This window comes from Acidovorax sp. SUPP3334, from assembly GCF_030159055.1.
Classification (GTDB): Bacteria; Pseudomonadota; Gammaproteobacteria; order Burkholderiales; family Burkholderiaceae_C; genus Paracidovorax.
This window is the reverse complement of the sequence record NZ_BQXQ01000002.1, coordinates 35,054-60,710: the sequence shown is the minus strand read 5'-3', so window position 1 is coordinate 60,710 and position 25,657 is coordinate 35,054. Positions and strand designations below refer to the sequence as shown.

Genomic DNA, 25,657 nt, shown 5'->3' with positions numbered 1-25,657 from the left:
CGAGGGCAGCGGGCGCTGCGCTCAGAGCACTTCGGACACGCGGCTGGCCATCAGGATGTTGGCGTGCAGCGTGTTGGTCGCTTCGTTGCCGACCTTCTTGGGGGTGTTGTGGTTGGTGAGCAAGCTCCACACCAGGTTGTCGTCCACCCGGAAGCTGCACAGCAGCGTGTTGCGGGAGGCCAGCTTGAGCACTTGCGCTGTCGACAGCGAGGCGAGGATGTCGGCGGCGTCTTCGTTCATGCCCAGACGGAAAACAGCTTCCGCCTTGTCCTGGCGGATCAGGGTCTGTGCCAACATCAGGTACGTGAGGTTGGCTTCGCGGATTTCAGCGAGAAGTTGTTCGGAGGTCATGGTGAATCCTTTTTCCTTTAACCGATCTGGCGGGGTTCATGCGGTTTGCATGGTTTCGCGATCCGTTGAAATGGATTGTGAATTCAGCCCAATCAAAAATTAAGTCGGGGTTTGGATGTGCAGCGTGTCTGGTCGGCACGCCGGCCCTGTAGGAATTTGCCTTACGAAACGCGTGGCCGGTGTCCGACCATGCAGAGGGGGGCGGCCTGCTGCGAAGCCGGCCGCCCGAAGGGCCTCAGCCCCGCTCTACCGGCCGGTCGGGATGGCTGCACCATTCGCTCCAGCTGCCTGCAAACAACGCTGTTTTGCCCAAACCGGCCAATTCCATGGCCAAAACGTTGGGCACGGCGCTCACGCCGCTGCCGCACTGATGCACCACCGTCTGCGGCGCCCGGCCACCCAGCAGGGCCTCGAACTCGGCGCGCAGTTGCGCGGCGGGCTTGAAGCGGCCGTCGGGCCCGAGGTTCTCGCTGAACGGGCGGTTCAGCGCGCCCGGAATGTGCCCGGCCACGGGATCGAGCGGCTCGACCTCGCCCCGGTAGCGGGCGGGGGCGCGGGCATCGACCACGGTCTGGCTGGGCTGGCCCAGGGCGGCCTGCACATCGGCCGCGGTGGCCAACTGGCGCAAAGGCTCGCCCAGCTTGAAGTTGGACTGGAAGTGCGCGGGCTCGTCGCCGCTGGCGAGGGCCCCGCCCGCAGCGGTCCAGGCCTGCAGGCCGCCGTCCAGCACGGCCACGGCGTCGTGGCCGGCCCACTTGAGCATCCACCACAGGCGGCCGCAATAGTTGGCTCCGTTGCGGTCGTACACCACGGCCTGCATGCCATTGGTGAAACCGACGCGCGAGAGCCAGGCTTCGAGCCGGTCGCGGTTGGGCAAGGGGTGGCGCCCGCCGGACGCGGGCTGGTCCGCCTCGGTGGCGACGATGGTGCCGCCCGCGCCGGGTGCGCCGTGCTTGGCGCTCAGGTCGCGGTCCAGGTGCGCATAGAGCGCGCCGGGAATGTGCGATTCACGGTATTGCTGCTCGCCCAAAGAGGGCTGGGACAAATCGAACGTGCAGTCGAAGACCATCAGCGGCGCGCCGCTGGCGATGAGGGACTGGAGTTCGGCGGCGGAGATCAGGGTGGTGTACGGCATGGCGCTCCTGCGGTGGCAAACAAGCCCTTATTGTGGGCCGGCGCTGCAGGCTTGCACGTCGGACAGGCCTTACCGCGCTGCCGCGCCCCGAGGGCCCGGCGTCAGTGTTCTTCGGCCGGGGCGCCGGGGGCCGCGCGTGCCCGCAGCACGGTGGCCACGATGCCGCTCACCACGATCAGCACCATGCCGGCCCAGCCGATGGCGGGAATGTCGTCGCCGAACAGCAGCACGCTGTAAAGCCCCGCGAACACGATGCCCGAATACTGCAGGTTGGCGACCACCAGCGTGCCGCGCGAGGTGCGCGCGCTGGCATAGGCGCGGGTCAGGCACAGCTGGCCGCCGGCTGCCAGCACGCCGATCGGCAGCAGCCACAGGCTGGGCCAGCCCGGCCAGTCGGAGGTCCCCGTGAGCAGCAGGCCTGCGCCGCCGGCCACGGCCGAGCCGACCGCGAAATAGAACACCGTGCGCGTCTCGGGCTCACCCAGGCGAGACAGCGCCATCACCTGCATGTAGGCGAACGCGGCGGTGAGGCCCGACAGCAGCCCGATCAGGCCGGCGAACGCCTGGTTCTGGTCGAGGCTGGGGCGCAGCATCATCACCACGCCGGCAAACCCGACCATCACGGTGAAAACGAGCGTGCCCTGCAGCGGCGGGCGCGAGCTGCTGCTCGAAGGCCGCCAGGCCAGCAGCGCGCCGCCGACGAGAAAGGCCGCGATCCACACGCTGCTCATGTAGTTGAGCGTCATGGCGGTGGGGAGCGGCAGGTGGGCGATGGCGTAGAACCACGACCCCAGCGACACCACGCCGATCAGGCTGCGCCAGGCATGCATGCCGGGGTAGTGCGTGCCCAGCTTGACGCGCTGCGATCGCGCCAGCGCCCAGAGGATCGCCATGCCGATGATGCCGCGGTAGCACACCAGTTCGGCCGGGTTGAAATACGCCGAAGCCACCTTGACGCACACGCCCATGCTCGCGAAGAGGAATGCCGCCAACACCATCCAGAGCGCTTGCATGGGAGTGAGTCTTCAGTAAAAAGGGCCGCCCGCCCTAGTGAATCATGCGGTGGCAGCTATTGTTTTTATAGCAAAAGGGTGGCGGGCTCAGCGCGTTGGCACCGCATCGCCCATGGCGGCGCGGTACCACTCGTGAAAGTGCTGCATGCCGTCTTCCATGGGGCTCTGGTAGGGGCCGACCTCGTTGTCGCCGCGGTCGTAGAGCGCACGGCGGCCGGCGTCCATGCGCTCGCCGATCTCGTCGTCCTCGATGCAGGTTTCCATGTAGGCGGCCTGCTGCGCCTCGACGAATTCGCGCTCGAACGCGGTGATCTCTTCGGGGTAGTAGAACTCCACCAGGTTCATCGTCTTGGTCGGGCTGACGGGGTGCAGCGTCGAGACGGTGAGCACGTGCGGATACCACTCCACCATGATGTGCGGGTAGTAGGTGAGCCAGATCGCGCCGCGCTCGGGCATCTTGCCTTCGCGGTACTGCAGCAGCACGTCGTGCCACTTGCGGTAGATGTCGGAGCCGGGCTTGCCGAAGGTGGAGGCCACGCCGACCGTCTGCACCGAATAGTGCTTCTGGAACTCCCAGCTCAGGTCCTCGCAGGTGACGAAGTTGCCAAGGCCGGGGTGGAACGGGCCCACGTGGTAATCCTCGAGATAGACCTCGATGAACGTCTTCCAGTTGTAGTTGCACTCGTGCATTTCCACGCGGTCGAGCGAGAAGCCGTCGAAGCTCAGCTCGGCGCGCGGTCCCATGCCGGCCAGATCGGCGCCGATGTCGCGGCCGTTGTCTTCGAACAAAAGGCCGTTCCACTCGCGCAGGCCGTAGTTGTTGAGGTTCAGGCAGGGGTCTTGCGCGAAATGCGGCGCGCCCAGCAGCTGGCCGCTGGGCGAGTAGGTCCAGCGGTGCAGGGGGCACACGATGTTGCCGCCCGCGTGGCCCTTGCCATGGCCCTGCAGGGTGCCGCGCCCCTTGAGCATCACGGCCTGCCGGTGGCGGCAGACGTTGGAGATCAGCTCGACGCCGCCCTGCGCGTTGCGCACGAGCGCACGGCCTTCGCCTTCCTGCGGCAGGGCATGGTAGTCGCCCGCATGGGGCACGGAAAGCTGGTGCCCCACATAGCGGGGCCCGCGTTGGAAGATGGTCTCCAACTCGCGCTGGAACAGCGCCTCGTCAAAGTAGCTTGAAACTGGTAGTTGGCTTGAGGCCTGCTGCAGTTGAAGACTTAAATCAGACATGGGTGACCTGACCTAAAGACTCCCCACAGGGAGGGTGCGTGAAGTGCACACGGAAAAAAGAAACCGGCATGCAAGCCGGCCCGAAGGGAATGGGATTGTAGCCGGTGGGGTTGTTTCCGCGCCCCCCGTATGTGTATTGGCGCGGCATGCTTGGCCGCTCTGCGCCGGATCGGGCCCCTGCCGTGTCGCCCAGGCGCTGGCCGTTTCCACCCCCTGCCATAGGGAGGGCCTAAAATCGCCCGTTTTACCTGCGCGTTCGCCGCTCCCCGTTCCATGCCCAAGGCCTCCGCCACCCCCCCGAAACTCCCCGAACCCGCCAGCTACGAAGCCGCGCTGGAAGAGCTGGAGCAACTCGTGGGGCGCATCGAATCGGGCCAGCTGCCGCTGGACCAGATGCTGGCGGGCTACCAGCGCGGCGCAGCGCTGCTGGCCTTTTGCCGCAGCCGCCTGGAGGCCGTGCAGGACCAGATCAAGGTATTGGACGAAGGAGCGCTGCAGCCATGGACGCAGGACTGATGACCCCCATGGCAACGACGACCGCTGCCGAGCCGTTCGACCTGTCCGGCTGGAGCCATGCGCAACTGGCGCGCGTGGAGGAAGCCCTGTCGCGCTGGGTGTGCGGCGACGCCCCTGCGGGCCTGGGCGAGGCCATGCGCTATGCGGTGCTCGACGGCGGCAAGCGGCTGCGGCCGCTGCTGGTGCTGGCGGCGTCGGAAGCCGTCAACGGTCTGGACGAGGCGGCCCTGCGCGCCGCCTGCTCCGTGGAACTGATCCACGCCTATTCCCTGGTGCACGACGACATGCCGTGCATGGACAACGACGTGCTGCGCCGCGGCAAACCCACGGTGCACGTGCGCTTCGGCGAGGCGCGCGCGCTGCTGGCGGGCGATGCGCTGCAGGCGCTGGCGTTCGGCCTGCTCACGCCCGAAGGCCCGGGCGTGCCCCCTGCCATGCAGGCCATGCTGTGCCGCATGCTGGCGGGCGCCGCGGGCGCCGACGGCATGGCCGGCGGGCAGGCCATCGACCTGGCCAGCGTGGGCCATGCCCTGACCGAGGCCGAACTGCGCCAGATGCACAAGCTCAAGACCGGTGCGCTGCTGCAGGGCAGCGTCGTGATGGGCGCGGCCTGCGGGCACGCCCCGGCGGCGGCGCTGGCGGCGCTGTCGCAGTACGGCGCCGCGCTGGGCCTGGCGTTCCAGGTGGTGGACGACATCCTCGATGTGATCGCCGACTCCGCCACGCTGGGCAAGACCGCTGGCAAGGATGCGGCGAGCGACAAGCCCACCTATGTTTCGCTGCTCGGACTCGACCGCGCCCGGGCCCATGCCGACGAACTGCTGGCGGATGCCAAGGCCGCGCTGGCGGCCAGCGGCCTGCCCGACACGCGGGCGCTGGCGGCGCTGGCCGACATGGTGGTGAATCGCTCGCACTGATGATGATGGCGGCACGCCTGCCTTCGCCCGCCCCCGGGCCGGCCGCCACGATGGCCAGGGTACCGTGCCCCGCTGACCGATCGGCCTGCAGCGCTTGTGTCTATTGCGCAAGCAGCTACTAAAAAGATAGCTTATGTCCACGACTTCCTTCCCCCTGCTGCAGACCATCAACGATCCGGCCGACCTGCGCCGCCTGTCGCGCGCCGAGCTGAAAGACCTGGCCACCGAGCTGCGGGCCTTCGTGCTGGACAGCGTCTCCAAGACCGGCGGGCACCTGAGTTCCAACCTGGGCACGGTGGAGCTGACGGTGGCGCTGCATGCCGTGTTCGACACCCCGCGCGACCGCCTCGTGTGGGACGTGGGCCACCAGACCTACCCTCACAAAATTCTGACGGGCCGTCGCGACCGCATGGGCACGCTGCGGCAGTTCGGCGGTCTCTCGGGCTTTCCGCAGCGGGCCGAGAGCGAGTACGACACCTTCGGCACGGCGCATTCCAGCACCAGCATCTCGGCTGCACTCGGCATGGCGCTGGCGGCCAGGCAGCAGGGCGGGAACCGCCATGCGGTCGCCATCATCGGCGACGGCGCCATGACGGCCGGCATGGCGTTCGAGGCGCTGAACAACGCCGGCGTGGCCGATGCCAACCTGCTGGTCATCCTGAACGACAACGACATGAGCATCAGCCCGCCGGTGGGCGCGCTCAACCGCTACCTGGCCCAGTTGATGAGCGGGCAGTTCTACGCCAAGGCGCGCGACGTGGGCAAGAGCGTGCTCAAGAACGCGCCGCCGCTGCTGGAACTGGCCAAGCGGCTGGAGCAGCAGGCCAAGGGCATGGTCGTGCCGGCGACGCTGTTCGAGAAGTTCGGCTTCAACTACATCGGCCCCATCGACGGCCACGACCTCGATTCGCTCATTCCCACGCTGGAAAACATCAAGGGCTTGAAGGGCCCGCAGTTCCTGCACGTGGTGACCAAGAAGGGCCAGGGCTACAAGCTGGCCGAGGCCGATCCGGTGGCCTACCACGGCCCCGGCAAGTTCGACCCCAGCGTGGGCCTGACCCAGCCCGCCACGCCCCCGAAGCAGACCTTCACCCAGGTGTTCGGCCAGTGGCTCTGCGACATGGCTGCGAAGGACGAGCGGCTGGTGGGCATCACGCCCGCCATGCGCGAAGGCTCCGGCATGGTGGAGTTCGAAAAGCGCTTTCCCGGCCGGTACTACGACGTGGGCATTGCCGAGCAGCACGCGGTGACCTTCGCCGCCGGCATGGCCTGCGAAGGCGTGAAACCCGTGGTGGCGATCTACTCGACCTTCCTGCAGCGCGGCTACGACCAGCTGATCCACGACGTCGCCCTGCAGAATCTGCCCGTGGTCTTCGCGCTCGACCGCGCGGGCCTGGTCGGCGCCGATGGCGCGACGCATGCCGGCGCCTACGACATTCCGTTCGTGCGCTGCATTCCCAACATGGGCATGGCCTGCCCCGCCGACGAGCGCGAGTGCCGCCAGTTGCTGACCACCGCCTTCGAGCAGAACCACCCCGTGGCCGTGCGCTACCCGCGCGGCAGCGGCGCCGGCGTGGTGCCGCTGGCCAGCCTGGAAGGGCTGCCGTTCGGCAAGGGCGAAGTGCGGCGCACCACCAGCGCACCCGCGGGCCGCCGCATCGCCATCCTGGCCTTCGGCACGCTGCTGTATCCCGCGCTGCAGGCCGCCGAAGCGCTGGACGCCACGGTCGTCAACATGCGCTGGGCCAAGCCCATCGACACGGACCTGCTCCTGCAGGTGGCCGCGAACCACGAAGCGCTGGTGACGCTGGAAGAGGGCACCACCGTGGGCGGCGCCGGCAGCGCCGTGTGCGAGGCGCTCAATGCCGCCGGCGTGCTGCGGCCGGTGCTGCAACTGGGCCTGCCCGATGCGTTCATCGAGCATGGCGACCCGGCCAAGCTGCTCGCACTGCAGGGCCTCGATGCCGAGGGCATTCAGCGCGCCATCGCAGCCCGATTCGGCGCCTGACGGCGACGGGGCGGTCGGATCGATGGCCCGCCTGCAGCGGACCCACAGCGGAAGGCACCGCGTGCAAGGCGCGGAGCGCTCGCGCGGGCGACCCAGCGGCAGGCTCTGCGCCATTGCTTGCAGAAGTCTGAATTGATAGCACCGAATGGCGGCATTTAGCGGGAAAACCCCAGCCAATGCCGGGGGGGCTATTTCTACAATCGTTTACCCATTCGCTGCGCCGCACGGAGTTCCATCCGGGCGGCGCAGTGTCATTACTTTCGGAGACAACCCATGGATCGTCGTTCGCTCATCAAGCAGGCCGGTATTGCAGGCGTTCTCGCCGCTGGCGTGGCACCCGCCGTGCATGCCCAGACCGCAGTGCGCTGGCGCCTGGCTTCCAGCTTCCCCAAATCCCTGGACACGATCTTCGGTAGCGCTGAGATGTTCTCCAAGACGGTGAAGGCCCTGTCGGGCGGCAAGTTCGAAGTCTCGGTGCATGCCGGCGGCGAACTGCTGCCACCCTTCGGCGTGGTCGATGCCATCCAGAACGGCACCATCGAAATGGCGCAGACGGCGCCTTATTACTTCACCGGCAAGGACTCCATCTTCGCCTTCGGCTGCGCGGTGCCCTTCGGCCTCACGGCCCGCCAGATGGACGCCTGGATGGAGCACGGCAACGGCCGCAAGCTGATGGATGCGTTCTACGCCAACTACAACATCAAGAGCCGCAGCGCCGGCAACACCGGCACGCAGATGGGCGGCTGGTATCGCAAGGAAATCAAGACCGCAGCCGACCTGAAGGGCCTGAAGATGCGCATGGGCGGTGGGCTGTTCGGCGAAGCCATGCAAAAGCTCGGCGTGGTGGCCCAGAACATGCCGGCCGGCGACGTGTACCAGGCGCTGGAAAAAGGCACGCTCGACGCCACCGAATTCGTCGGTCCTTACGATGACGAAAAACTCGGCTTCAACAAGGTCGCGCCTTACTACTACTACCCCGGCTGGTGGGAAGGCAGTGCCGAGCTGGAGTTCTTCATCAACGCCAAGGCCTACGCCGCGCTGTCGCCCGAATTCCAGGCCATCGTCGATGCCGCCACCGCCGTGGCGGCGCGCGACATGACGGCCAAGTACGACACCTTCAACCCCATCGCGTTGAAGCGTCTGGTGGCCGCCAAGACGCAGCTCAAGGCGTTTTCGAAAGAGATCATGGATGCCGGCTACCAAGCCTCCATGGAAGTGTTTGCCGAGCACGAAGCCAAGTCGCCCGAATTCAAGAAGATCCACCAGGACATGCGTTCGTTCCAGCGCGACCAACTGCTGTGGGCGCGTTATTCGGAACTGCGCTTCGACACGTACATGGCCGGCGTGAAGCTCTGATCCGGAACGCGGGGCGCGCCGCTACCCGCCGCGCCCTGCCTGGTTCGCCGTGCCTGCCCTGCCGCCGCTACCCGCGGCGCACGAAGGCCTCTCTTGTTTTCTTCATACCTGGAGGTATCCATGGATCGTCGTTCCCTCATTAAAAACGCAGGCATTGCCGGCGTGTTGGCTGCTGGCGTGGCGCCTGCCGTTCATGCCCAGGCGGCGGTGCGCTGGCGCCTGTCGTCGAGCTTCCCGAAATCGCTGGACACGATCTACGGTTCGGCCGAGGTGTTCTCCAAGGCCGTGAAGGAAATGTCGGGCGGCAAGTTCGAAATTTCCTTGCATGCCGCCGGCGAGCTGATGCCCGCGTTCGGCGTGGTCGATGGCGTGCAGAACGGCACGGTGGAAATGGCGCACACGGCGCCTTACTACTTCTTCGGCAAGAGCGAGGCATTCGCCATCGGCGGGGCCATCCCGTTCGGCATGAACTCCCGCCAGCTCACGTCCTGGATGATCGACGGCAACGGCTCCAAGCTCATGCGGGAGTTCTACGCCAAGTACAACATCGTGAACTTCATCGGCGGCAACACGGGCGCGCAGATGGGCGGCTGGTTCCGCAAGGAAGTGAAGACGCCTGCCGACATCAAGGGCTTGAAGTTCCGGGTGGGCGGTTTCGCCGGGCGGGTGATCGAACGCATGGGCGGCGTGCCGCAGAACATTCCTGCGGGCGAGATCTACCAGAGCCTTGAAAAGGGCACGATCGACGCGGCCGAGTGGATCGGCCCCTACGACGACCTGAAGCTGGGCCTCAACAAGGTCGCGCCGTTCTACTACTACCCCGGCTGGTGGGAAGGCAGCCTGAATCTCGAGTTCTACATCAACGACAAGGCATTCAATGGCCTGTCGTCCGAGAACAAGGCCATCGTCCAGGCTGCGGCCCACGAGGCCCATGTGACGACCCAGGCCCGGTACGACGCACGCAACCCCGGTGCGCTCAAGCAGCTGGTGGCCGCGAAGTCCAAGGTGCTGCCGTTCCCGCAATCCGTGCTGGAAGCCTCGTTCAAGACCTCGATGGAGGTGTATGCCGAGCTGGCCGAAAAGAACGCCGACTGGAAGAAGATCTATGGCGACTACCGCAACTTCCAGCGCGACCAGATTCTCTGGTTCCGCTTTGCCGAAGCGCGGTTCGACAGCTTCATGTCCGCGCAAAAGCTCTGAGCATCGCGCTGGTCTAAAGGCCCGCTCCTGGTGAGCGGGCTTTTTTTTGCCCGGCCGGTGTCCGATGGCTTCGTGACGGCCGGTGCGCCCGTGAAACGGCGGGGGAAAGCCTTGGCCTTGCCGTAGGGTCTTGCCGCGAGCCTTCCTGGAAGCGCCGGATAAACTGCGAACCGGGTGGAACGCCCTGCCGGGCGTTTCAGGATGAGCGAAGGTCGGGCCGCCTCGCTGCATTGGCACGACCTGGAGCCTTCATGTCCGACACCCCGATCCAGTGGATCGCAGCATCCATCTTTGCATTGGCCCTGCTGCACACGTTCAGCGCCAAGCAGTTCGAACGACTCTCTCACCGCTATCCGCGCCATGGTGGGCTGTTCCACCTGCTGGGCGAGGTGGAGGTCGTGTTCGGCTTCTGGGCCATCGTGCTGATCGTCGCCATGGCGGCGGTCGTGAGCGGCGGCGATGCCCTGCAATATGCCGAATCCCGCAACTACACCGAGCCTCTTTTCGTGTTCGTGGTCATGGTGATCGCGGCATCGCGCCCGGTGCTGCGCACCGTCGTGTCGCTGGTCGATGCCATCGCCCGCGCGGTCCCCGTGAGGACGCCGCTGGCGACCGCATGGCTCGGCCTGGCGGCGGTGCCATTGCTCGGCTCGCTCATCACAGAGCCCGCTGCGATGACGATCGCTGCCCTCATGCTGGCACCGCAGATCTTCCGGCGGCAGGTTCCTGAACGGGTGAAGTACCTGGCGCTCGGCGTGCTGTTCGTGAACGTCTCGATCGGCGGCACCCTCACGTCCTACGCCGCGCCGCCCGTGCTGATGGTGGCGGCCACCTGGCAATGGGACAGCGCCTTCATGCTGGCCACGTTCGGTTGGAAGGCCGCCCTCGCGGTGCTGGTGAACGCCACCGTGGCCACTTACGTGCTGCGCGGGCATCTTCTTGAAGCGGGCATGGGCGAAGGCGAAGGCCGTCAGGAGGCGCGCGTTCCGCTGCCGGTGGTGCTCGTCCATCTGGGGCTGCTGGCGGGCGTGGTGCTGTTCGCCCACCACCCCGTCGTGTTTCTCGGCCTGTTCCTGATGTTTCTGGGGTTCGCGCAAGCCTATGAGCGCCACCAGAGTCCGCTGATCCTGAAAGAGGCGCTGCTGGTCGGGTTCTTTCTCGCGGGGCTGGTGGTGCTGGGCGGCATGCAGCAATGGTGGCTGCAGCCCATCGTCTCCGGGCTTTCGCCCGTCGCCCTGTTCCTGGGCGCCCTCGGACTCACCGCCATCACGGACAACGCCGCATTGACCTATCTCGGATCGCTGATCGTCGGCATCTCCGACCCTGCGAAGTACATGCTCGTGGCCGGCGCGGTGGCGGGCGGTGGCCTGACCGTGATCGCCAATGCGCCCAACCCGGCCGGCGTCGCCTTGCTCAAGCGGGGTTTCGCCGACGAAACCATCGGCGCAGGCGGATTGCTGCTCGGCGCGCTCGGCCCGACCGCCGTGGCAGCGGCCGCCTTCCTGTTCCTGTGAAGGCTCGGTGAGCCGCTGCGCGACGCCGACGCGCGCCTTGCCGCAACGGCCCCCTCCCGCCCTCACGCCCTTCCGTTCGCCCGCCCGGCAGCAGCGAGCCGGGCCACCCGCCATGAAAAAAGCCCCCCGGCATCTGCCGGGGGGCCTGGGAAGGCGGGACTGAATGCAGGCCCTGCGGCTTCTCGGTCACATCACTCTTTTTTCTCGGAGCGGCTGAGCGCTTCTTCCATGGCTTTCATGGGGTCGTCTGCCGCGCTGCCGGGCTGGGCATCCGAAGAGGCGCCGGTGCCGGGCTGCGAAGCGCCGCCTTCCATGTCCTTGGTCGGGTCGTCGCTGAAGCCGGGGTCGGGCATGGCCGCTTCCATTTCCGTGCGCACCTTGTCCAGGTCGTAGACCTCCTTCTTGTCGAGCCCGCTGGAGACGATGCCCGGGAAGGCGATGACCAGGGACACCATCAGAATCTGAATGGCCAGGAAGGGCAGGGCACCCCAGTAGATCTGCTGCGTGGTGACCGGCTGGATCACCTTCTTGGTGACCTTGTCCACATACGCCTTCACCGGAGCCACGCTGCGCAGGTAGAACAGCGCGAAGCCGAAAGGCGGGTGCATGAACGAGGTCTGCATGTTGATGGCCAGCAGCACGCCGAACCAGATCAGGTCGATGCCCAGCTTGTCGGCCACCGGCGCCAGCAGCGGCACCACGATGAACGACAGCTCGAAGAAGTCGAGGAAGAACGCCAGGAAGAACACCATGATGTTCACCACGATGAGGAACCCGAGCTGCCCGCCTGGCAGGCCTGCCAGCAGGTGCTCGACCCACAGCGGTCCGTCCACGCCCTGGAAGGTCAGGCCGAAGATGGTGGCGCCGATCAGGATGAACACCACGAAGCACGACAGCTTGGTCGTCGTGTTGAGCGCCTGCTGGAGCAACTGAAAGCTCATGCGTCGCCGCGCCACGGCCATGATCAGAGCGCCCATCGCGCCCATCGCGCCGCCTTCGGTCGGCGTCGCCACGCCCAGGAAAATCGTGCCCAGCACCAGGAAGATGAGCAGCAGCGGGGGGATGAGCACGAAGGTCACGCGCTCGGCCATGCGCGACAGCAGGCCCATGCGGGTGACCTTGTTGAGCATGGCCACGGCGAAGGCCAGGGCAACGCCGAAGCACATGGCGACCACGATGGTCTCGTCCAGCGCGACGCGCTCGACGGTCTCGCCCGTCCACCAGGTGTGCAGTTGCGCCATGTGCTGGCCCACGTAGATCGATGCGACCGTGCAGATCACGGTCAGCACCAGCAGCGACAGCACGCCGCTCTTGCCGTTGTCGTCACGCAGCGTGCGCGCTTCGGGCGGCAGTGCGGGAACCCACTGGGGCTTGATGAAAGCCAGCAGCACGACGTACATCGCATAGAAGCCGGTGAGCATCAGGCCGGGCAGGAAAGCGCCCTTGTACATGTCGCCCACGCTGCGACCCAGTTGGTCGGCGATGATGATGAGGACGAGCGATGGCGGAATGATCTGCGCCAGCGTGCCCGAGGCGGCGATCACGCCCGCAGCCAGCCGCCGGTCGTAGCCGTAGCGCAGCATGATGGGCAGCGAGATGAGGCCCATCGAGATCACCGACGCCGCCACCACGCCCGTGGTGGCCGCCAGCAACGCCCCGACGAAGATCACCGCCAGTGCCAGGCCGCCGCGAACGGGGCCGAACAATTGGCCGATGGTGTCCAGCAGGTCTTCCGCCATTCCGCTTCGCTCCAGGATGAGCCCCATGAGCGTGAAGAACGGAATGGCCAGCAAGGTGTCGTTCTGCATGATGCCGAAGATGCGCAGCGGCATGGCCTGCAGCAGCGCTTCAGGCAGGACCCCCATCTCGACCCCGATGAACGCGAAGAAGAGTCCGCAGGCCCCGAGGCTGAACGCCACCGGAAAGCCCACCAGCAAAAAGCAGATCAGCCCCGCGAACATGAGCGGGGCCAGGTTGTGTGCAATGAATTCCATGGTGGTCTCCGGCGCGCTTCAGGGGGCTTTTTGTGTGGTGGTCTGGGCCCCGCCGGCCTCTGCCAGGCGGCGGATCGATTCCGCGAGTTCCTCTTCGGTCGATTTCTCCCCCTTCTTCACGGTCGGGTCTTCGATCAGGCCCTTGAGAAAGGCGATGCGCTTGATCAGTTCGGACCAGCCTTGCAGCACCAGCAGCGTGAAACCCAGCGGCATCATGAGATAGACCGGCCAGCGGATCAGCCCGCCGGCGTTGCTGGACATTTCGCTGGTCTTGAGGGCGTTGATGAAGAACGGCGTGCCGAACCAGAGCACCGCCGCGCACATGGGCGTGAGAAACACCACGAAGCCGAAAATGTCGATCCAGGTCTGAGCACGCTTGCTGAGCTTGCTGGCGATCACATCGACCCGGACGTGCTCGCCCTGCAGCAGGGTGTAGCCCGCCGCCAGCAGGAACGAGGCGGCAAACAGATACCACTGAACCTCCAGGAACGCGTTGGAGCTGGCGTTGAAGGCCTTGCGCACGACCGCATTGACGGCGCTGATGATGGTGGAGCCCAGGATGAGCCAGATGACGTATTTGCCGACGAAGGTGTTGAGCCAGTCAACACCCCGCGAAAAACGGAGTAGGGCCTGCATGATGTTTATGTCTCCAAATGGGCTTCAGGTACTTTGCCTGAGCGCCTGGCTGTGCACCGGGCACTCCTGTCCAGGCGGGATTCTAAGGAGTCCTCCACTGGAGACCCTGACGATAGGGTGACGCCGCTTGCCGTGCCACGCAGGAAACCCCCCGGCCGGCCGAAACGCTTCGTTCCGCCATGCCGCACGGGCCATTGCGAAGCGCGTGAAAGCGCGCTGCGCTCGGGGCCGGCGCAGCGTTTCAGCGGTGAAGGAAGCGGGCCGCTCCGACACCGCAAAGCCCGCAGAGCCCGCAGAGCCGTGTCCGCAGCGCCATGCGGGCCGGTATCGCGGTCCATCGAAAGAACGGCCAGACGCCCTGGCGGGGTCTGGCCGTGCTGATCGCGCTCGCTGGCTCGGGAAAACCCCGAAGGGTTATGGAATCCGGTGATCTTCCCCGGCAGGCCCTTCACCGGGTCCGCGCTTGCGCGGCCACCAGTGCTCGATGCATTCCGCGGCCCGGTCCTTGCCGCCCAGGCCGAAGGCCAGCGCCAGCGCGAACACGGCGCCGCCCAGCACGATGAGGAAGCTCTGGCGCACGATGTCGCCACCGATGCGCAGTTGGTCCAGCGCGATCAGCACCACGAAGGCGACGATCGCGTACTGCGCCAGCTTGCCCAGCAAAACCGTGTCCTTCATGCCGCTGCGCCGGCCCTGGGATGCCACCATCTCGCCGACGAACCGGCCGAAGTACGAGCCCAGCGCCAGGATGATGAGCGCGATGAACAGGTTGGGCACGAACCACACCACCCGGCTGAGCAGTGCCGTCACGTAGCTCAGGCCCAGCCCGTTGAAGGCGATGAGCAGCGAGGCCAGGATGACCAGCCAATACACCAGCACCCCGAAGATGCTGGTGGTGTCGCCCTGCACGCCGCCTTGCTTCAGAAAGCTGTCCAGCCCGGCGCGTTGCGTCAGCACCTGAAAGTTGATCGCGCGCAGGCCGCGGGTGACGGCGAAGCGGGCGGCCTTGGCCACCAGCCAGCCAGCGGCGACGACGAGCAGGGCGATCAGAAGCCGCGGCAGGAACGCGCTGACCTGCAGCAGCATGGCGCGGGCCGGCTCCAGATGAATACCGAAATTTTCCATGGAAGGATGCCCTCAGATTGGTCGTGTGAACGTGAACGGTCGGCAGCCCGGGTCGCCGCGCTTACGGCGCGAACGGCGCCGGGGTGGAAGAAGCGGCCGCGCCGATGAGCGCCAGCAGCCCCTGCAGCGGCACCTGCGCCCAATCGACGCGGTTGCCCAGCTCGTAGCGCAGCTCGTACAGCGCCTTCTCGATCTCGAAGAGCGCCACCAGTGCGCCGTCCGCCACCGGCGCAGCGGACGGGGCAACGGTCGGCGCGGCCGGAAAGCCATCGCGCGCCGGCACCGCCGGTTCCTCCGCATGCGCTTGCGCATAGGCGTCCAGGAAGGCGGCGCGGGTTTCGCGCTCCCACTGCTGCGCGGCCTCATCGAGGCGCAGCAGCTCTTCGGTGGATTGCGTCATGCGCTTCAGTGCCGCCCAGCGCGCGTAGTTGAACGACCGCAGCATGCCGGCCACGTCGCGCAAAGGAGAGCTCTTGGTGCGCCGCTGCTCGAACGTGCGGCCCGGCTCGCCTTCGAAATCGATGATGACGAAGTCGTTGTCGGTCACCAGCACCTGGCCCAGGTGGTAGTCGCCGTGGTAGCGCGTCTTGTGCCCGGCCGGGGCCGTGGCGGCGCCCTGGCCGATGCGGTCCATGACGGTGGCGCGCCGCGCCAGCAGGGCCTGGGCGTCGGTGCGTGCCGCGGGCGGCAGGTCGGCCATGCGCTGCTCCAGCAACGCGAAGGTCTCGCTGGCCTCGGCCAGTGCGCGCTCGTGAAACGCCTGCACGTCCTGCGGGGTGATCGGTTCCGGATCGAAAGCGGGGTTGCCGGTGCGCAGCGCCAGCGCCCGGTGCAGCCCTGCGGTACGGCGCCCGAGGGTCCGCACGAGGGCGAGGAAGCCGCCATGGACGTTTGCGTCCACGGGGCCGGTCGCGATGCGGATGTCTTCCAGAAACCGCTCCAGGTAGCCCAGCGTGTATTCCCAGCCGTCGCCCTGGTTGGAGACGTACGACTGCACCAGTGCCAGCGTCATGGTCGTGCCGTCGCTGGCAACGTATTCGACCGCGCCGCCCACGGGCACGCAATGCTCGAAGCGGGCGGCTTCGGTCAGGAAACGGCCCACCTCCAGTTCGGGGTTGACGCCTTCGCGCACGCGCCGGTAGCCCTTGAGGAACAGCTTTTCGCCCAGGGTGACGACCGTGTTGCTGCTCTGCGCGCCGGGGCGCCCGACCGCGAGTTCGTCCAGGCCCTCCGCCATCTTGGCGAAGGCCAGGGTGCTGCGAAAACGCAGCGTGCCCCCGCGATCGGTGCCCAGCTGCTCGTTGGCGCCGATGGCACGCACCACGGCGCGGCAGAAGCTCTCGTCATGGAAGGCGTCTCCCATCACGCCCACGTTGGCCTGCTGGCGCACGCGCGCCACGCCACCGGGCGACAGGCGGCGCATGCGCTCCTCGTCGCCTTCTTCCCAGGCCAGCGCCAGCGGCACGAAATACGACGCGGCCGGCGCGGCGGGCGCGTCCACCGTCAGGATGGGCAGCATCCACTCGCAGCCGCCATCGGGCTTCCATACCGTGTGGTCCTGGATGCGGGCGCGGTCGATGGCCGTGCCCTTGCCGGCATACCAGCGCTGAAGCTCGATGTAGCGCGGCAGCGTGTCGGATTCGAATTGCGCACGCATGCGCTCGGCCATGCCGATGCGCCAGGGCATCACGCTTTCGCGGAAGAAACTCGTCCAGCCGTCGAACAGCACCAGCACCGGGCGTTCCTGCAGGTCGAGCCCGTCCTGGTGCCAGGACGGCACCTGCGCTTCGGTGGACAGGCGAAACCAGTAGAACCCGTAGGAGTGCAGCGTGAGCAGGTAGGGCAGGTCGCCGATGGGCGGGAAGGTCACCCGGCCCAGCATCTCCAGGGGCGCTCGCCCCTTGTAGGCGGACAGGTCCAGCTCCACCGGCTGCGCCGCGCGCGAGAGGTTGAACACGGTCAGGATCACGTCGTCGCCGTGCTCGCTGATGTACGCCAGGATCTTGCGGTTGCCCGGCTTCAGGAAGATGCGCTTGCCGCGTCCGAAGGCCCGGCTGGTCTTGCGCACGGCGAGCATGCGCCGCGTCCAGTTCAGCAGCGAGCTTTGGTCGCCGGCCTGCGCTTCGACGTTCAGCGCTTCGTAGCCGTACACGGCGTCCATGATGGGCTGAAGGTACAGCCGCTGCGGATCGGCGCGCGAGAAGCCGGCGTTGCGGTCGGGGTTCCACTGCATCGGCGTGCGAACGCCGTTGCGGTCGCCCACGAAGACGTTGTCGCCCATGCCGATCTCGTCGCCGTAATAGATGATGGGCGAGCCCGGCATCGACAGCAGCATGCCGTTCATGAGCTTCACGCGGTCGATGTCGTTTTCCATCAGCGGCGCCAGGCGCCGGCGGATGCCCAGATTGATGCGCGCACGCATGTCGGCCGCGTACATGGTGTACATGTAGTCGCGTTCCTTGCTGGTCACCATCTCCAGCGTCAGCTCGTCGTGGTTGCGCAGAAAGATCGCCCATTGGCAACCGTCGGGAATGTCGGGCGTCTGCTGCAGGATCTCGACGATGGGATGGCGGTCTTCCTGCGCGATTGCCATGTACATGCGCGGCATCAGCGGGAAGTGGTAGGCCATGTGGCATTCGTCGCCGTCGCCGAAATACTCGCGCACGTCCTCCGGCCACATGTTGGCCTCGGCCAGCAGGAAGCGGTTCTTGTACTCGGCATCGATCGCCGCGCGCAGGCGCTTGATCACCGCGTGCGTCTCGGGCAGGTTCTCGTTGCTGGTGCCGTCGCGCTCGATGAGGTAGGGAATCGCATCGAGCCGGAAGCCGTCCACGCCCATGTCCAGCCAGAAGCGCATGGTCTTGAGCACGGCCTCCATCACCACCGGATTGTCGAAGTTCAGGTCGGGCTGGTGGCTGAAGAAGCGGTGCCAGTAATACGCCTTGGCCACCGGGTCCCAGGCCCAGTTCGACGTCTCGGTGTCCGTGAAGATGATGCGCGTGCCCTGGTAGATCTGGTCGGTGTCGCTCCACACGTAGAAGTCTCGCTCGGGCGAGCCGGGCGGCGCGGTGCGGGCGCGCTGGAACCAGGGGTGCTCCGACGAGGTGTGGTTGATCACCAGTTCGGTGATCACGCGCAGGCCGCGCTGGTGGGCGGCGTCCAGCATCTCGCGGAAATCGTCCAGCGTGCCGTACTGCGGGTGAACGTCTTCGTATTCGGAGATGTCGTAGCCGTCGTCCCGCAGCGGCGAGGGGTAGAACGGCATGAGCCAGATCGTGTTGACGCCCAGGTCCTTCACGTAGTCGAGCTTGGCGGTCACGCCCTTGAAGTCGCCCACCCCGTCGCCGTTGGTGTCGAAGAAGGCCTTGACGTTGAGCTGGTAGATGACCGCGTCCCGATACCACTGCGGATCGTCGCTGGTGTCGATCTCGGTGTTTTCGGGGGTGACGGCCGGTTCCGGCTCCGGCAGGTGATGGACCAGGGGTGCGTTCATAGGCGGCTCTGCTTATTCGAAATGGTCGAAGTCATCGTGGCGGCCGGCACGCCGGCGCACCACGAATACATGGGCGGGGGAGCGGTGCGGGTCCAGCAAGACGTAGTGCCCGTCGCCCTGCCAGACGAAGCGCTGGTGGCTCAGCAGGTCGTGCATCTGCCAGTCGGCGGCCAGCGGGTCCTGCGGCGTGATCGCGATGTCGGCCGGTGACAGGTGCACCCAGCCCGATTGCGGGTTGTGCGGGTCCAGGTTGACCACCGTGACCACGATGTTCCTGCCGTCGGCCGAGCGCTTGAGGTAGGCCAGCAGCATGTCGTTGTCCACGGGCAGAAAGCGCAGGCTGCGGTCGGACTGCAGGGCCGGGTTTTCGCGCCGGATCTGGTTCACGCGGGCGATGAAGGCGCGCAGGTTGCCCGGCCGCTCCAGGTTCCAGTGGCGCAGCTGGTACTTCTCGGAATGCAGGTATTCCTCGCTGCCCGGCTCGCGCGGCAGGTGCTCCAGCAGTTCGTAGGCCGGCCCGTAGATGCCGTAGTTCGCCGCCAGCGTTGCCGCCAGCACCAGCCGCGACATGAAGACGGCGGGCTCACCGCCCTGCAGGTGTTCGTGCAGGATGTCCGGCGTGTTGGGCCAGGCGTTGGGCCGGAAGTACTCGCTGCCGGGCCCGGTGGACAACTCGGTGAAGTACTCGGTCAGCTCCTGCTTGGTGTTGCGCCACGTGTAGTAGGTGTAGGACTGCGTGAAACCCCGCTTGGCCAGCCCGTGCATCACCTTGGGCCGGGTAAAGGCCTCGGCGAGAAAGATCACGTCGGGGTGGTCGCGCTGGATCTCGGCGATCACCCATTCCCAGAACGCAAACGCCTTGGTGTGCGGGTTGTCCACCCGGAAGATGCGCACGCCTTCGCCGATCCAGTGGTCGAACACGCTCTTGAGTTCGCTCCACAGCCCGCGCCAGTCGTCGCATTCGAAGTTGAACGGGTAGATGTCCTGGTATTTCTTGGGCGGGTTTTCGGCGTACTGCACCGTGCCGTCGGGACGCCAGCGGAACCAGTCGGGGTGCTCCTTCACGTAGGGGTGGTCCGGCGCGCACTGGAAGGCGATGTCCAGCGCCACTTCCATCCCGTGTTCCTTGGCGGCCACGACCAGCCGGCGAAAGTCCTGCACGGTGCCCAGCTCGGGAAGGATGGCCTTGTGCCCGCCTTCCTCGGCACCGATCGCCCAGGGGCTGCCCACGTCGTCCAGCCCGGCCGCGAGCGCATTGTTCTTGCCCTTGCGCTGCACGCGGCCGATGGGGTGGATCGGCGGGAAATACAGCACGTCGAAGCCCATCGCGGCGATGTCCGGCAGGCGGGCCTGCACATCGCGGAAGGTTCCGTGCTCGCCCGCGTTGGGCGATGCGGAGCGGGGGAACAGCTCGTACCAGGTGCTGTACCGGGCCCGCTCGCGGTCGGCCCGCAGGGGCAGGGCGGTGGGGTAGCGCGTTTCGAAGCGGCGGTCCGGGTAGCGGCGCATCGCCTCGGCGGCGTCTTCGTTCAGTGCCAGCGCCTTCAGCCCTTCCGAGCTGCCTTCGGCCTTGGCGCCGCGCTCCAGCGCTTCGGCCCATTCGGTCAGTGCGCGCCGGTCCGCGTCGGCCGTGGCGCGGTCGGCGGCGGCCAGGGCTTCCGCCGCGCCCACGCGCGCTGCGATGCGAATGTCCTGCGGGTCCACGCGGCGCTCCAGCTCGCGGCGCCACGACTCGAAAGTGTCCACCCAGGCGGCCACCGTGTAGCGGTACAGGCCCGGTTCGGGCGGTGTGAACTCGGCCACCCATTCGTCGTTGCCGGTGGGCAGCATCGGCAATTCGGTGGCGCTCTCGGGGGGCGCGTGGGTGGCGGTGGCCGTTCCGGCGTCATCGGCTCGCCACCACGTCAGCGCCACGCGCAGCACATCGTGGCCGTCGGTAAAGCAATGGGCCGTCACCTGCACCGGCTCGCCCGCCACGCGCTTGGCGGCGAAGCGGCCGCCGTCCACGCAGGGCAGCACGGCCTCGATCACCGCGCGCACGCGGCCGTCCGCGCCGCCGATGGCGGTCACGGCATGGTTGCCGGCTGCGGGACCGGTCGTGTGCCCTGTCGGGGGCACGGCCGGCGAAGCGGCGCGGGGCGCAGCGCTTTCGCCAGGGCGGCCGTTGGAAGACCGCGAAGCCGGCGAAGGCGATGAAGAAGGCAAAGGCGATGAAGGCGATGAAGGGGGAGAGGTATCAGGCTTGGGCATCGTGCGCAGGCTCCTGTCGGAAGATGAGGGTAGAGAGCGGCGGCAGGGTGAGGCACAGCGACTGCTCCCACTGGTGCGACCGCACGGGCGCCGTGTCCAGGCCACCCAGATTGCCCCAGCCGGCGCCGCCGAATTCGCGGGCATCGCTGTTGAGCAGTTCCTGCCAGCGGCCTGCGGATGGAACCCCCACCAGGTAGTTGTCGCGCGGCACCGGCGTCATGTTGCAGACCACCAGCACCGGGCCGGCGCCTTGCTGCTGCGCCCGGTGGCTGGGCTTGCGCAGGAAGGCGATCACGCTCTGCCCGGCGTCGTCGGCCTGCACCCACTGGAAGCCCTCCGCCGAAAAATCGACTTCATGCAGCGCAGGCTCGCTGCGGTACACGCGGTTGAGTTCGCGCACCAGGCGCTGCACGCCGCCGTGCAGCGGGCTGTCGCACACCCACCATTCCAGCTCGCCCTCGTGCGTCCATTCGCGGCGCTGGCCGAACTCGCCACCCATGAACAGGAGCTTCTTGCCGGGGTGCGACCACATCAGTCCGAACAGGGCACGCAGGTTGGCGAACTGCTGCCACTCGTCGCCCGGCATCTTGTTGATGAGCGAGCCCTTGCCGTACACCACCTCGTCGTGCGACAGGGGCAGCACGAAGTTTTCGTTGAAGGCGTACACCAGCGAAAACGTGAGCTTGTGGTGGTGGTAGCGCCGGTTGATGGGGTTTTCCTTCAGGTACGACAGCGTGTCGTGCATCCAGCCCATGTTCCACTTCATGCCGAAGCCCAGGCCGTTCATCTCCACCGGGCGCGACACCATCGGCCAGGCGGTGGATTCCTCGGCGATGCTGACCGTGTCCGGGTGGTCGCGGTACACCGCGCGGTTCAGCAGGCGCATGAACTCGATGGCCTCCAGGTTCTCGCGCCCGCCGTGGCGGTTGGGAATCCATTCGCCGTCCTTGCGGGCGTAGTCGAGGTAGAGCATGGAGGCGACCGCGTCCACGCGCAGGCCGTCCAGGTGGTACTTGTCGAGCCAGAACAGGCCGGAGGAGATCAGGAAGCTGCGCACCTCGTGCCGGCCGTAGTTGAAGATGGCCGAGCTCCACTCGGGGTGAAAGCCCTGGCGCGGGTCCGAGTGCTCGTAGAGGTGCGTGCCGTCGAACTCCGCCAGTCCATGGCCGTCCACCGGAAAGTGCGACGGCACCCAGTCCAGCAGCACGCCGATGCCGCGCTGGTGCAGGTGATCGACGAAGTACATGAAATCCTGCGGCGTGCCGTAGCGGGACGTGGGGGCGAAATACCCCGTGGTCTGGTAGCCCCACGATCCATAGAAGGGGTGCTCGGTGATCGGCATCAGCTCCACGTGCGTGAAGCCCATCGAATGCACGTAGTCGGCCACTTCGTGGGCCAGCTCGCGGTAGTTCATGAACTCGCCATTGCGGCGGCGCCAGGAGCCGGGGTGCATTTCGTAGATCGACATCGGCGCATCGAGCGCGTTGCGCGGCCCGCGCGAGGCCATCCAGTCGGCGTCGCCCCACTCGTAGTCGAGCGACCAGATGCGCGATGCGGTGCGGGGCGGCAGCTCGGCACACACCGCGAAGGGATCGGCTTTTTCAAGCACGCGGCCGCCGTTGTGCGAGACGATCCGGTATTTGTAGGCCTGGCCGTGCGCCGCATGGGCGGCAGCGCCTTCCCAGATGCCGCTGCCGTCCGGGCGGGCGTGCAGCACGTCCGCTTCGGCGTTCCAGCCGTTCCAGTCGCCGATGACCGAGACCGAGGCGGCATTCGGTGCCCACACGGCGAAGTCGGCGCCGCTGCCATCGCCGCGCAGGTGGCAGCCCATGGCCTGGTAGAGGCGTGAATGCGTTCCCTCGCGCAGGAGATAGGCGTCGTGGGCAGTCAGCAAGGCGGTTTGTGGCAAAGGCACGGGCTTGAATCCTTGGGGAGTTGGTGCTTTGCGGCGCAGAGGGTGCGCCAACGCATCCGGTTTACAAGACCCATTGGGGCACGTTGCGCGGGGTGGGTTCTGCGCGCGAGTGGCGCTTGGGTTTGTAGGACAGCGCCCATCGAAAAAGGCGCCCCAGAGGGCAGGGCCTGTTTGGCTGCCACACGGCGGCGAACCCGTCAAGGGGCGCGGTGGTGCGCGCGGCCGGGCCCGGAAACCCATCTGCGCCATCGCTCGGACTGGAGCGGCCATGACAGATCGCAGTGTGCTCACATGGGTTTGCTATATAAATAATAGCTAGTCCCCCTAGTGTTTATTGTGCTGTAGGCACTTTTGGTTCTGATGCCGGGCGACATCGCGGCGGAGGGCTCTTCTGCCCGGCACCGCCCCTCAGCCCAGCAGCGCCACACCCTTGATCTGCGCGAACACCGCCAAACCCGGCGCCAGCGCCAGGGCGCGGGCCGAGCGCTGCGTGATGCGGGCGAGCAGCGGCGTGCCTTGCGCCTCCAGCGCCACCATGGCCAGGCCCGGCCCGTCGTCGCGCAGCGCCACCACATGCGCCGGCAGCACGTTGAGCACGCTGCTGTGCACCGGTGCCACCCGCGCCAGCGTCACGTCGCGCGCCTGCACCCGAAAGCGCACGGCACTGCCGGCCGCCAGCGGCGACGCGGTCGCCACGAGCAGCACGGCGCCGCCGGGCAGGCGCACGCTCATCAGCTGGTCCACCGGGTCGTGGCCGGTGGCGATGCCCTCGGCCACCGTGGCGGCCGTGTCGCCCTGGGCCAGCGGCAGGTCCAGGCGTGCCATGAGCGCCGGCGCGGCGCCGCTCGCCACCACGCGGCCGTCGGCCAGCAGCACCAGGTGGTGCGCGAGCCGCGCCACCTCGTCCTGCGCGTGGCTCACGTACAGCACGGGGAGGTCCAGTTCGCGCTGCAATCGCTCCAGGTAGGGCAGCACCTCGGCCTTGCGCTGTGCGTCCAGCGCGGCCAGGGGCTCGTCCATCAGCAGCAAGCGCGGGCTGGCGGCCAGCGCCCGGGCCATCGCCACGCGCTGGCGTTCGCCGCCCGACAGGGTGTGCGGCTGGCGCGCCAGCAGGGGCGCGAGGCCCAGCAGCTGCACTGCCTGCTCCAGGGAGATGTTGCGGCGCTCCCGGGGCGTGCGGCGCAGGCCGTATTCGAGGTTGCCGCGCACGTCCAGGTGCGCGAACAGGCTCGATTCCTGGAACACGTAGCCCAACGCCCGCTGGTGCGTGGGCCGCCACAGGCGCTGCGCGTCGTCCTGCCAGACCTGCCCATGCACGGCCACGCGGCCGTGGGCGCGCTCCAGCCCCGCCACCGCCCGCAGGCAGGTCGTCTTGCCGCAGCCCGAGGGCCCGTACAGCGCGGTGATGCCCTGGCCAGGCAGGGCCAGGTCCACGTCGAGCGTGAAGCCGCCGGGGCGCTGCAGGCGCAGGCGCAGTTCGATGGCGTCCGTCATGCGCGCCCCCGCGCAGGCTGCAGCCAGTGCAGCGCCAGCAGCACGGCGAACGAGAACACCACCATGCTCCCCGCGAGCCAGTGGGCCTGCAGGTAATCCATGGCCTCCACGTGGTCGTAGATCTGCACCGACACCACCCGGGTCACGCCGGGAATGTTGCCCCCCAGCATGAGCACCACGCCGAATTCGCCCACGGTGTGCGCAAAGCTCAGCACCCCCGCCGTGAGAAAGCCGGACCGGGCCAGCGGCACCGCCACGGTGAAGAAACGGTCCCACGGGCCTGCGCCCAGCGTGGCCGCGGCCTCCATCGGCCGGTCACCCACCGCCTCGAATGCGCGCTGCAGCGGCTGCACCGCGAACGGCAGCGAATACGCGACCGAGCCCACCAGCAGCCCTGCGAACGTGAAGGGCAGGGTGGCCAGCCCCATCGATTGCATCGCGCGGCCGACCGGGCCGTTGGGCCCCAGGGTGAGCAGCAGGTAAAAGCCGATCACCGTGGGCGGCAGCACCAGCGGCAGCGCCACCACGGCCGACACCGGCCCGCGCCAGCGCGACGGCGTGCGCGCCAGCCACCATGCCAGCGGCGTGCACAGCACCAGCAGCACGAGCGTGGTGAGCGCGGCCAGCCGCAGCGTGAGGCCGATGGCGGCCAGATCCTGTGCGGTGAAGGGCATCGACCGCTGCGGTCAGAGCCCGTAGCCGTACGCGCCGATCACCTCGCGCGCCGCGTCACTGCGCAGAAACCGCATCAGCGCGACGGCGGCGGGCTGGTCCTTGCCGGCCGCGAGCAGCACGGCATCCTGGCGGATCGGGTCGTGCAGCGATTCGGGCACCCGCCATGCCGAACCCTTGGCGATCTTGCCGCCCTCCATCACCTGCGACAGCGCCACGAAACCCAGCGGCGCGTTGCCCGTGGCGACGAACTGGTACGCCTGCGCGATGTTCTCGCCCGTCACGAAGCGCGGCTGCAGGCGCTCGCCCAGGCCCAGCTTGTCCAGCGTCTGCGTGGCCGCCAGGCCATAGGGCGCGAGCTTGGGGTTGGCGATGGCCAGGTGGGCGAAGTCGCCGGTCTTGAGGATCTGGCCCTGGTCGTCCACGTAGCCTGCGCGCGGGCTCCACAGCACCAGCCGCCCCACGGCGTAGGTGAAGCGCGAGCCCTGCACGCCCTGGCCCTCTTGCTCAAGCTTTGCAGGCGTGGTGTCGTCGGCGGCCAGCAGCACCTGAAAAGGCGCCCCGTTCTTGATCTGCGCATAGAACTTGCCGGTGGCTCCGAACGACAGCACGGCCTTGTGGCCCGTGGCCTGCGCGAAAGCCGTGGCGATCTTCTGCATGGGCGCCGTGAAGTTGGCCGCGACGGCCACCACCACCTCGGCGGCCTGCGCGGCGGAAACGCTGGCCCATGCCAGGACGGAGGCCGCCAGCAGGCGGGACAGTGGGGCAGAAAACGGCATGGCGCTATTCCTTGGATGAATAGCGGTCGAGTATAGCCACGGGCCTTTGCCGAATGCACTGG

General features: G+C 67.4%; 19 protein-coding genes. 6 read left to right on the top strand and 13 right to left on the bottom strand.

Going from position 1 to position 25,657, the window contains the following annotated elements:
• Positions 1–21: 21 nt before the first annotated feature.
• The 4 genes from flhD to AVHM3334_RS01170 form a co-directional block, all read right to left on the bottom strand.
• On the bottom strand, positions 22–351 hold the full coding sequence (gene flhD, locus AVHM3334_RS01185; RefSeq protein WP_284408913.1) for a flagellar transcriptional regulator FlhD: 330 nt from the start codon (positions 349–351) through the stop codon (positions 22–24).
• A gap of 235 nt (positions 352–586) precedes the next feature.
• Positions 587–1,486: a sulfurtransferase gene (locus AVHM3334_RS01180; RefSeq protein ID WP_284408911.1), complete on the bottom strand. Its 900-nt coding sequence runs from the start codon at positions 1,484–1,486 to the stop codon at positions 587–589.
• A gap of 101 nt (positions 1,487–1,587) precedes the next feature.
• The gene (locus tag AVHM3334_RS01175; RefSeq protein WP_284408909.1) at positions 1,588–2,499 is read right to left on the bottom strand and encodes a DMT family transporter; all 912 of its coding nucleotides are present in this window, start codon (positions 2,497–2,499) and stop codon (positions 1,588–1,590) included.
• 87 nt (positions 2,500–2,586) lie between these two features.
• Entirely contained in the window at positions 2,587–3,726 is a 1,140-nt protein-coding gene (locus AVHM3334_RS01170; protein WP_284408907.1) for an aromatic ring-hydroxylating oxygenase subunit alpha, read from the bottom strand.
• 273 nt (positions 3,727–3,999) lie between these two features.
• On the opposite strand from AVHM3334_RS01170, the gene xseB reads away from it, so the two are divergent.
• The 6 genes from xseB (at position 4,000) to AVHM3334_RS01140 (ending at position 11,237) form a co-directional block, all read left to right on the top strand.
• Positions 4,000–4,242, top strand: a complete 243-nt coding sequence (gene xseB / locus AVHM3334_RS01165) for an exodeoxyribonuclease VII small subunit (protein WP_284408905.1) — start codon at positions 4,000–4,002, stop codon at positions 4,240–4,242.
• 8 nt (positions 4,243–4,250) lie between these two features.
• Positions 4,251–5,159 (top strand): polyprenyl synthetase family protein, encoded by a 909-nt coding sequence (locus AVHM3334_RS01160; protein ID WP_502869829.1) that lies wholly within the window; start codon positions 4,251–4,253, stop codon positions 5,157–5,159.
• A gap of 133 nt (positions 5,160–5,292) precedes the next feature.
• Positions 5,293–7,167: a 1-deoxy-D-xylulose-5-phosphate synthase gene (gene dxs / locus AVHM3334_RS01155; RefSeq protein ID WP_284408901.1), complete on the top strand. Its 1,875-nt coding sequence runs from the start codon at positions 5,293–5,295 to the stop codon at positions 7,165–7,167.
• Positions 7,168–7,440: 273 nt separating this feature from the next.
• Positions 7,441–8,523, top strand: a complete 1,083-nt coding sequence (locus AVHM3334_RS01150; protein WP_284408900.1) for a TRAP transporter substrate-binding protein — start codon at positions 7,441–7,443, stop codon at positions 8,521–8,523.
• Between the two features lie 120 nt (positions 8,524–8,643).
• Positions 8,644–9,723 (top strand): TRAP transporter substrate-binding protein, encoded by a 1,080-nt coding sequence (locus tag AVHM3334_RS01145; RefSeq protein ID WP_284408898.1) that lies wholly within the window; start codon positions 8,644–8,646, stop codon positions 9,721–9,723.
• 251 nt (positions 9,724–9,974) lie between these two features.
• Positions 9,975–11,237 carry a putative Na+/H+ antiporter gene (locus AVHM3334_RS01140; protein WP_284408896.1) on the top strand — a complete coding sequence of 421 codons (1,263 nt, stop codon included), beginning with the start codon at positions 9,975–9,977 and terminating at the stop codon, positions 11,235–11,237.
• A gap of 191 nt (positions 11,238–11,428) precedes the next feature.
• On the opposite strand, the gene AVHM3334_RS01135 is transcribed toward AVHM3334_RS01140, so the two are convergent.
• From AVHM3334_RS01135 to modA, 9 genes are all read right to left on the bottom strand, one after another.
• Positions 11,429–13,231 carry a TRAP transporter large permease gene (locus AVHM3334_RS01135; protein WP_284408895.1) on the bottom strand — a complete coding sequence of 601 codons (1,803 nt, stop codon included), beginning with the start codon at positions 13,229–13,231 and terminating at the stop codon, positions 11,429–11,431.
• Positions 13,232–13,249: 18 nt separating this feature from the next.
• Positions 13,250–13,867 carry a TRAP transporter small permease subunit gene (locus AVHM3334_RS01130; RefSeq protein WP_284408893.1) on the bottom strand — a complete coding sequence of 206 codons (618 nt, stop codon included), beginning with the start codon at positions 13,865–13,867 and terminating at the stop codon, positions 13,250–13,252.
• A gap of 414 nt (positions 13,868–14,281) precedes the next feature.
• Positions 14,282–14,992, bottom strand: a complete 711-nt coding sequence (locus AVHM3334_RS01125; protein WP_284408891.1) for a mechanosensitive ion channel family protein — start codon at positions 14,990–14,992, stop codon at positions 14,282–14,284.
• A gap of 61 nt (positions 14,993–15,053) precedes the next feature.
• Entirely contained in the window at positions 15,054–18,485 is a 3,432-nt protein-coding gene (gene treS, locus AVHM3334_RS01120; RefSeq protein ID WP_284408889.1) for a maltose alpha-D-glucosyltransferase, read from the bottom strand.
• Between the two features lie 12 nt (positions 18,486–18,497).
• Complete coding sequence (locus AVHM3334_RS01115) at positions 18,498–20,735, bottom strand: alpha-1,4-glucan--maltose-1-phosphate maltosyltransferase (protein WP_284408887.1); 2,238 nt, start codon at positions 20,733–20,735, stop codon at positions 18,498–18,500.
• On the bottom strand, positions 20,722–22,644 hold the full coding sequence (gene glgB / locus AVHM3334_RS01110) for a 1,4-alpha-glucan branching protein GlgB (protein WP_284409115.1): 1,923 nt from the start codon (positions 22,642–22,644) through the stop codon (positions 20,722–20,724). Before glgB ends, AVHM3334_RS01115 begins: the two co-directional genes overlap by 14 nt.
• Positions 22,645–23,058: 414 nt before the next feature.
• Positions 23,059–24,144, bottom strand: coding sequence for a molybdenum ABC transporter ATP-binding protein (gene modC / locus AVHM3334_RS01105; protein WP_284408885.1), 1,086 nt, complete (start codon positions 24,142–24,144; stop codon positions 23,059–23,061).
• Positions 24,141–24,818: a molybdate ABC transporter permease subunit gene (modB, locus tag AVHM3334_RS01100; RefSeq protein WP_284408883.1), complete on the bottom strand. Its 678-nt coding sequence runs from the start codon at positions 24,816–24,818 to the stop codon at positions 24,141–24,143. Before modB ends, modC begins: the two co-directional genes overlap by 4 nt.
• Positions 24,819–24,830: 12 nt before the next feature.
• Positions 24,831–25,595 (bottom strand): molybdate ABC transporter substrate-binding protein, encoded by a 765-nt coding sequence (gene modA / locus AVHM3334_RS01095; protein WP_284408881.1) that lies wholly within the window; start codon positions 25,593–25,595, stop codon positions 24,831–24,833.
• Positions 25,596–25,657: the final 62 nt, after the last annotated feature.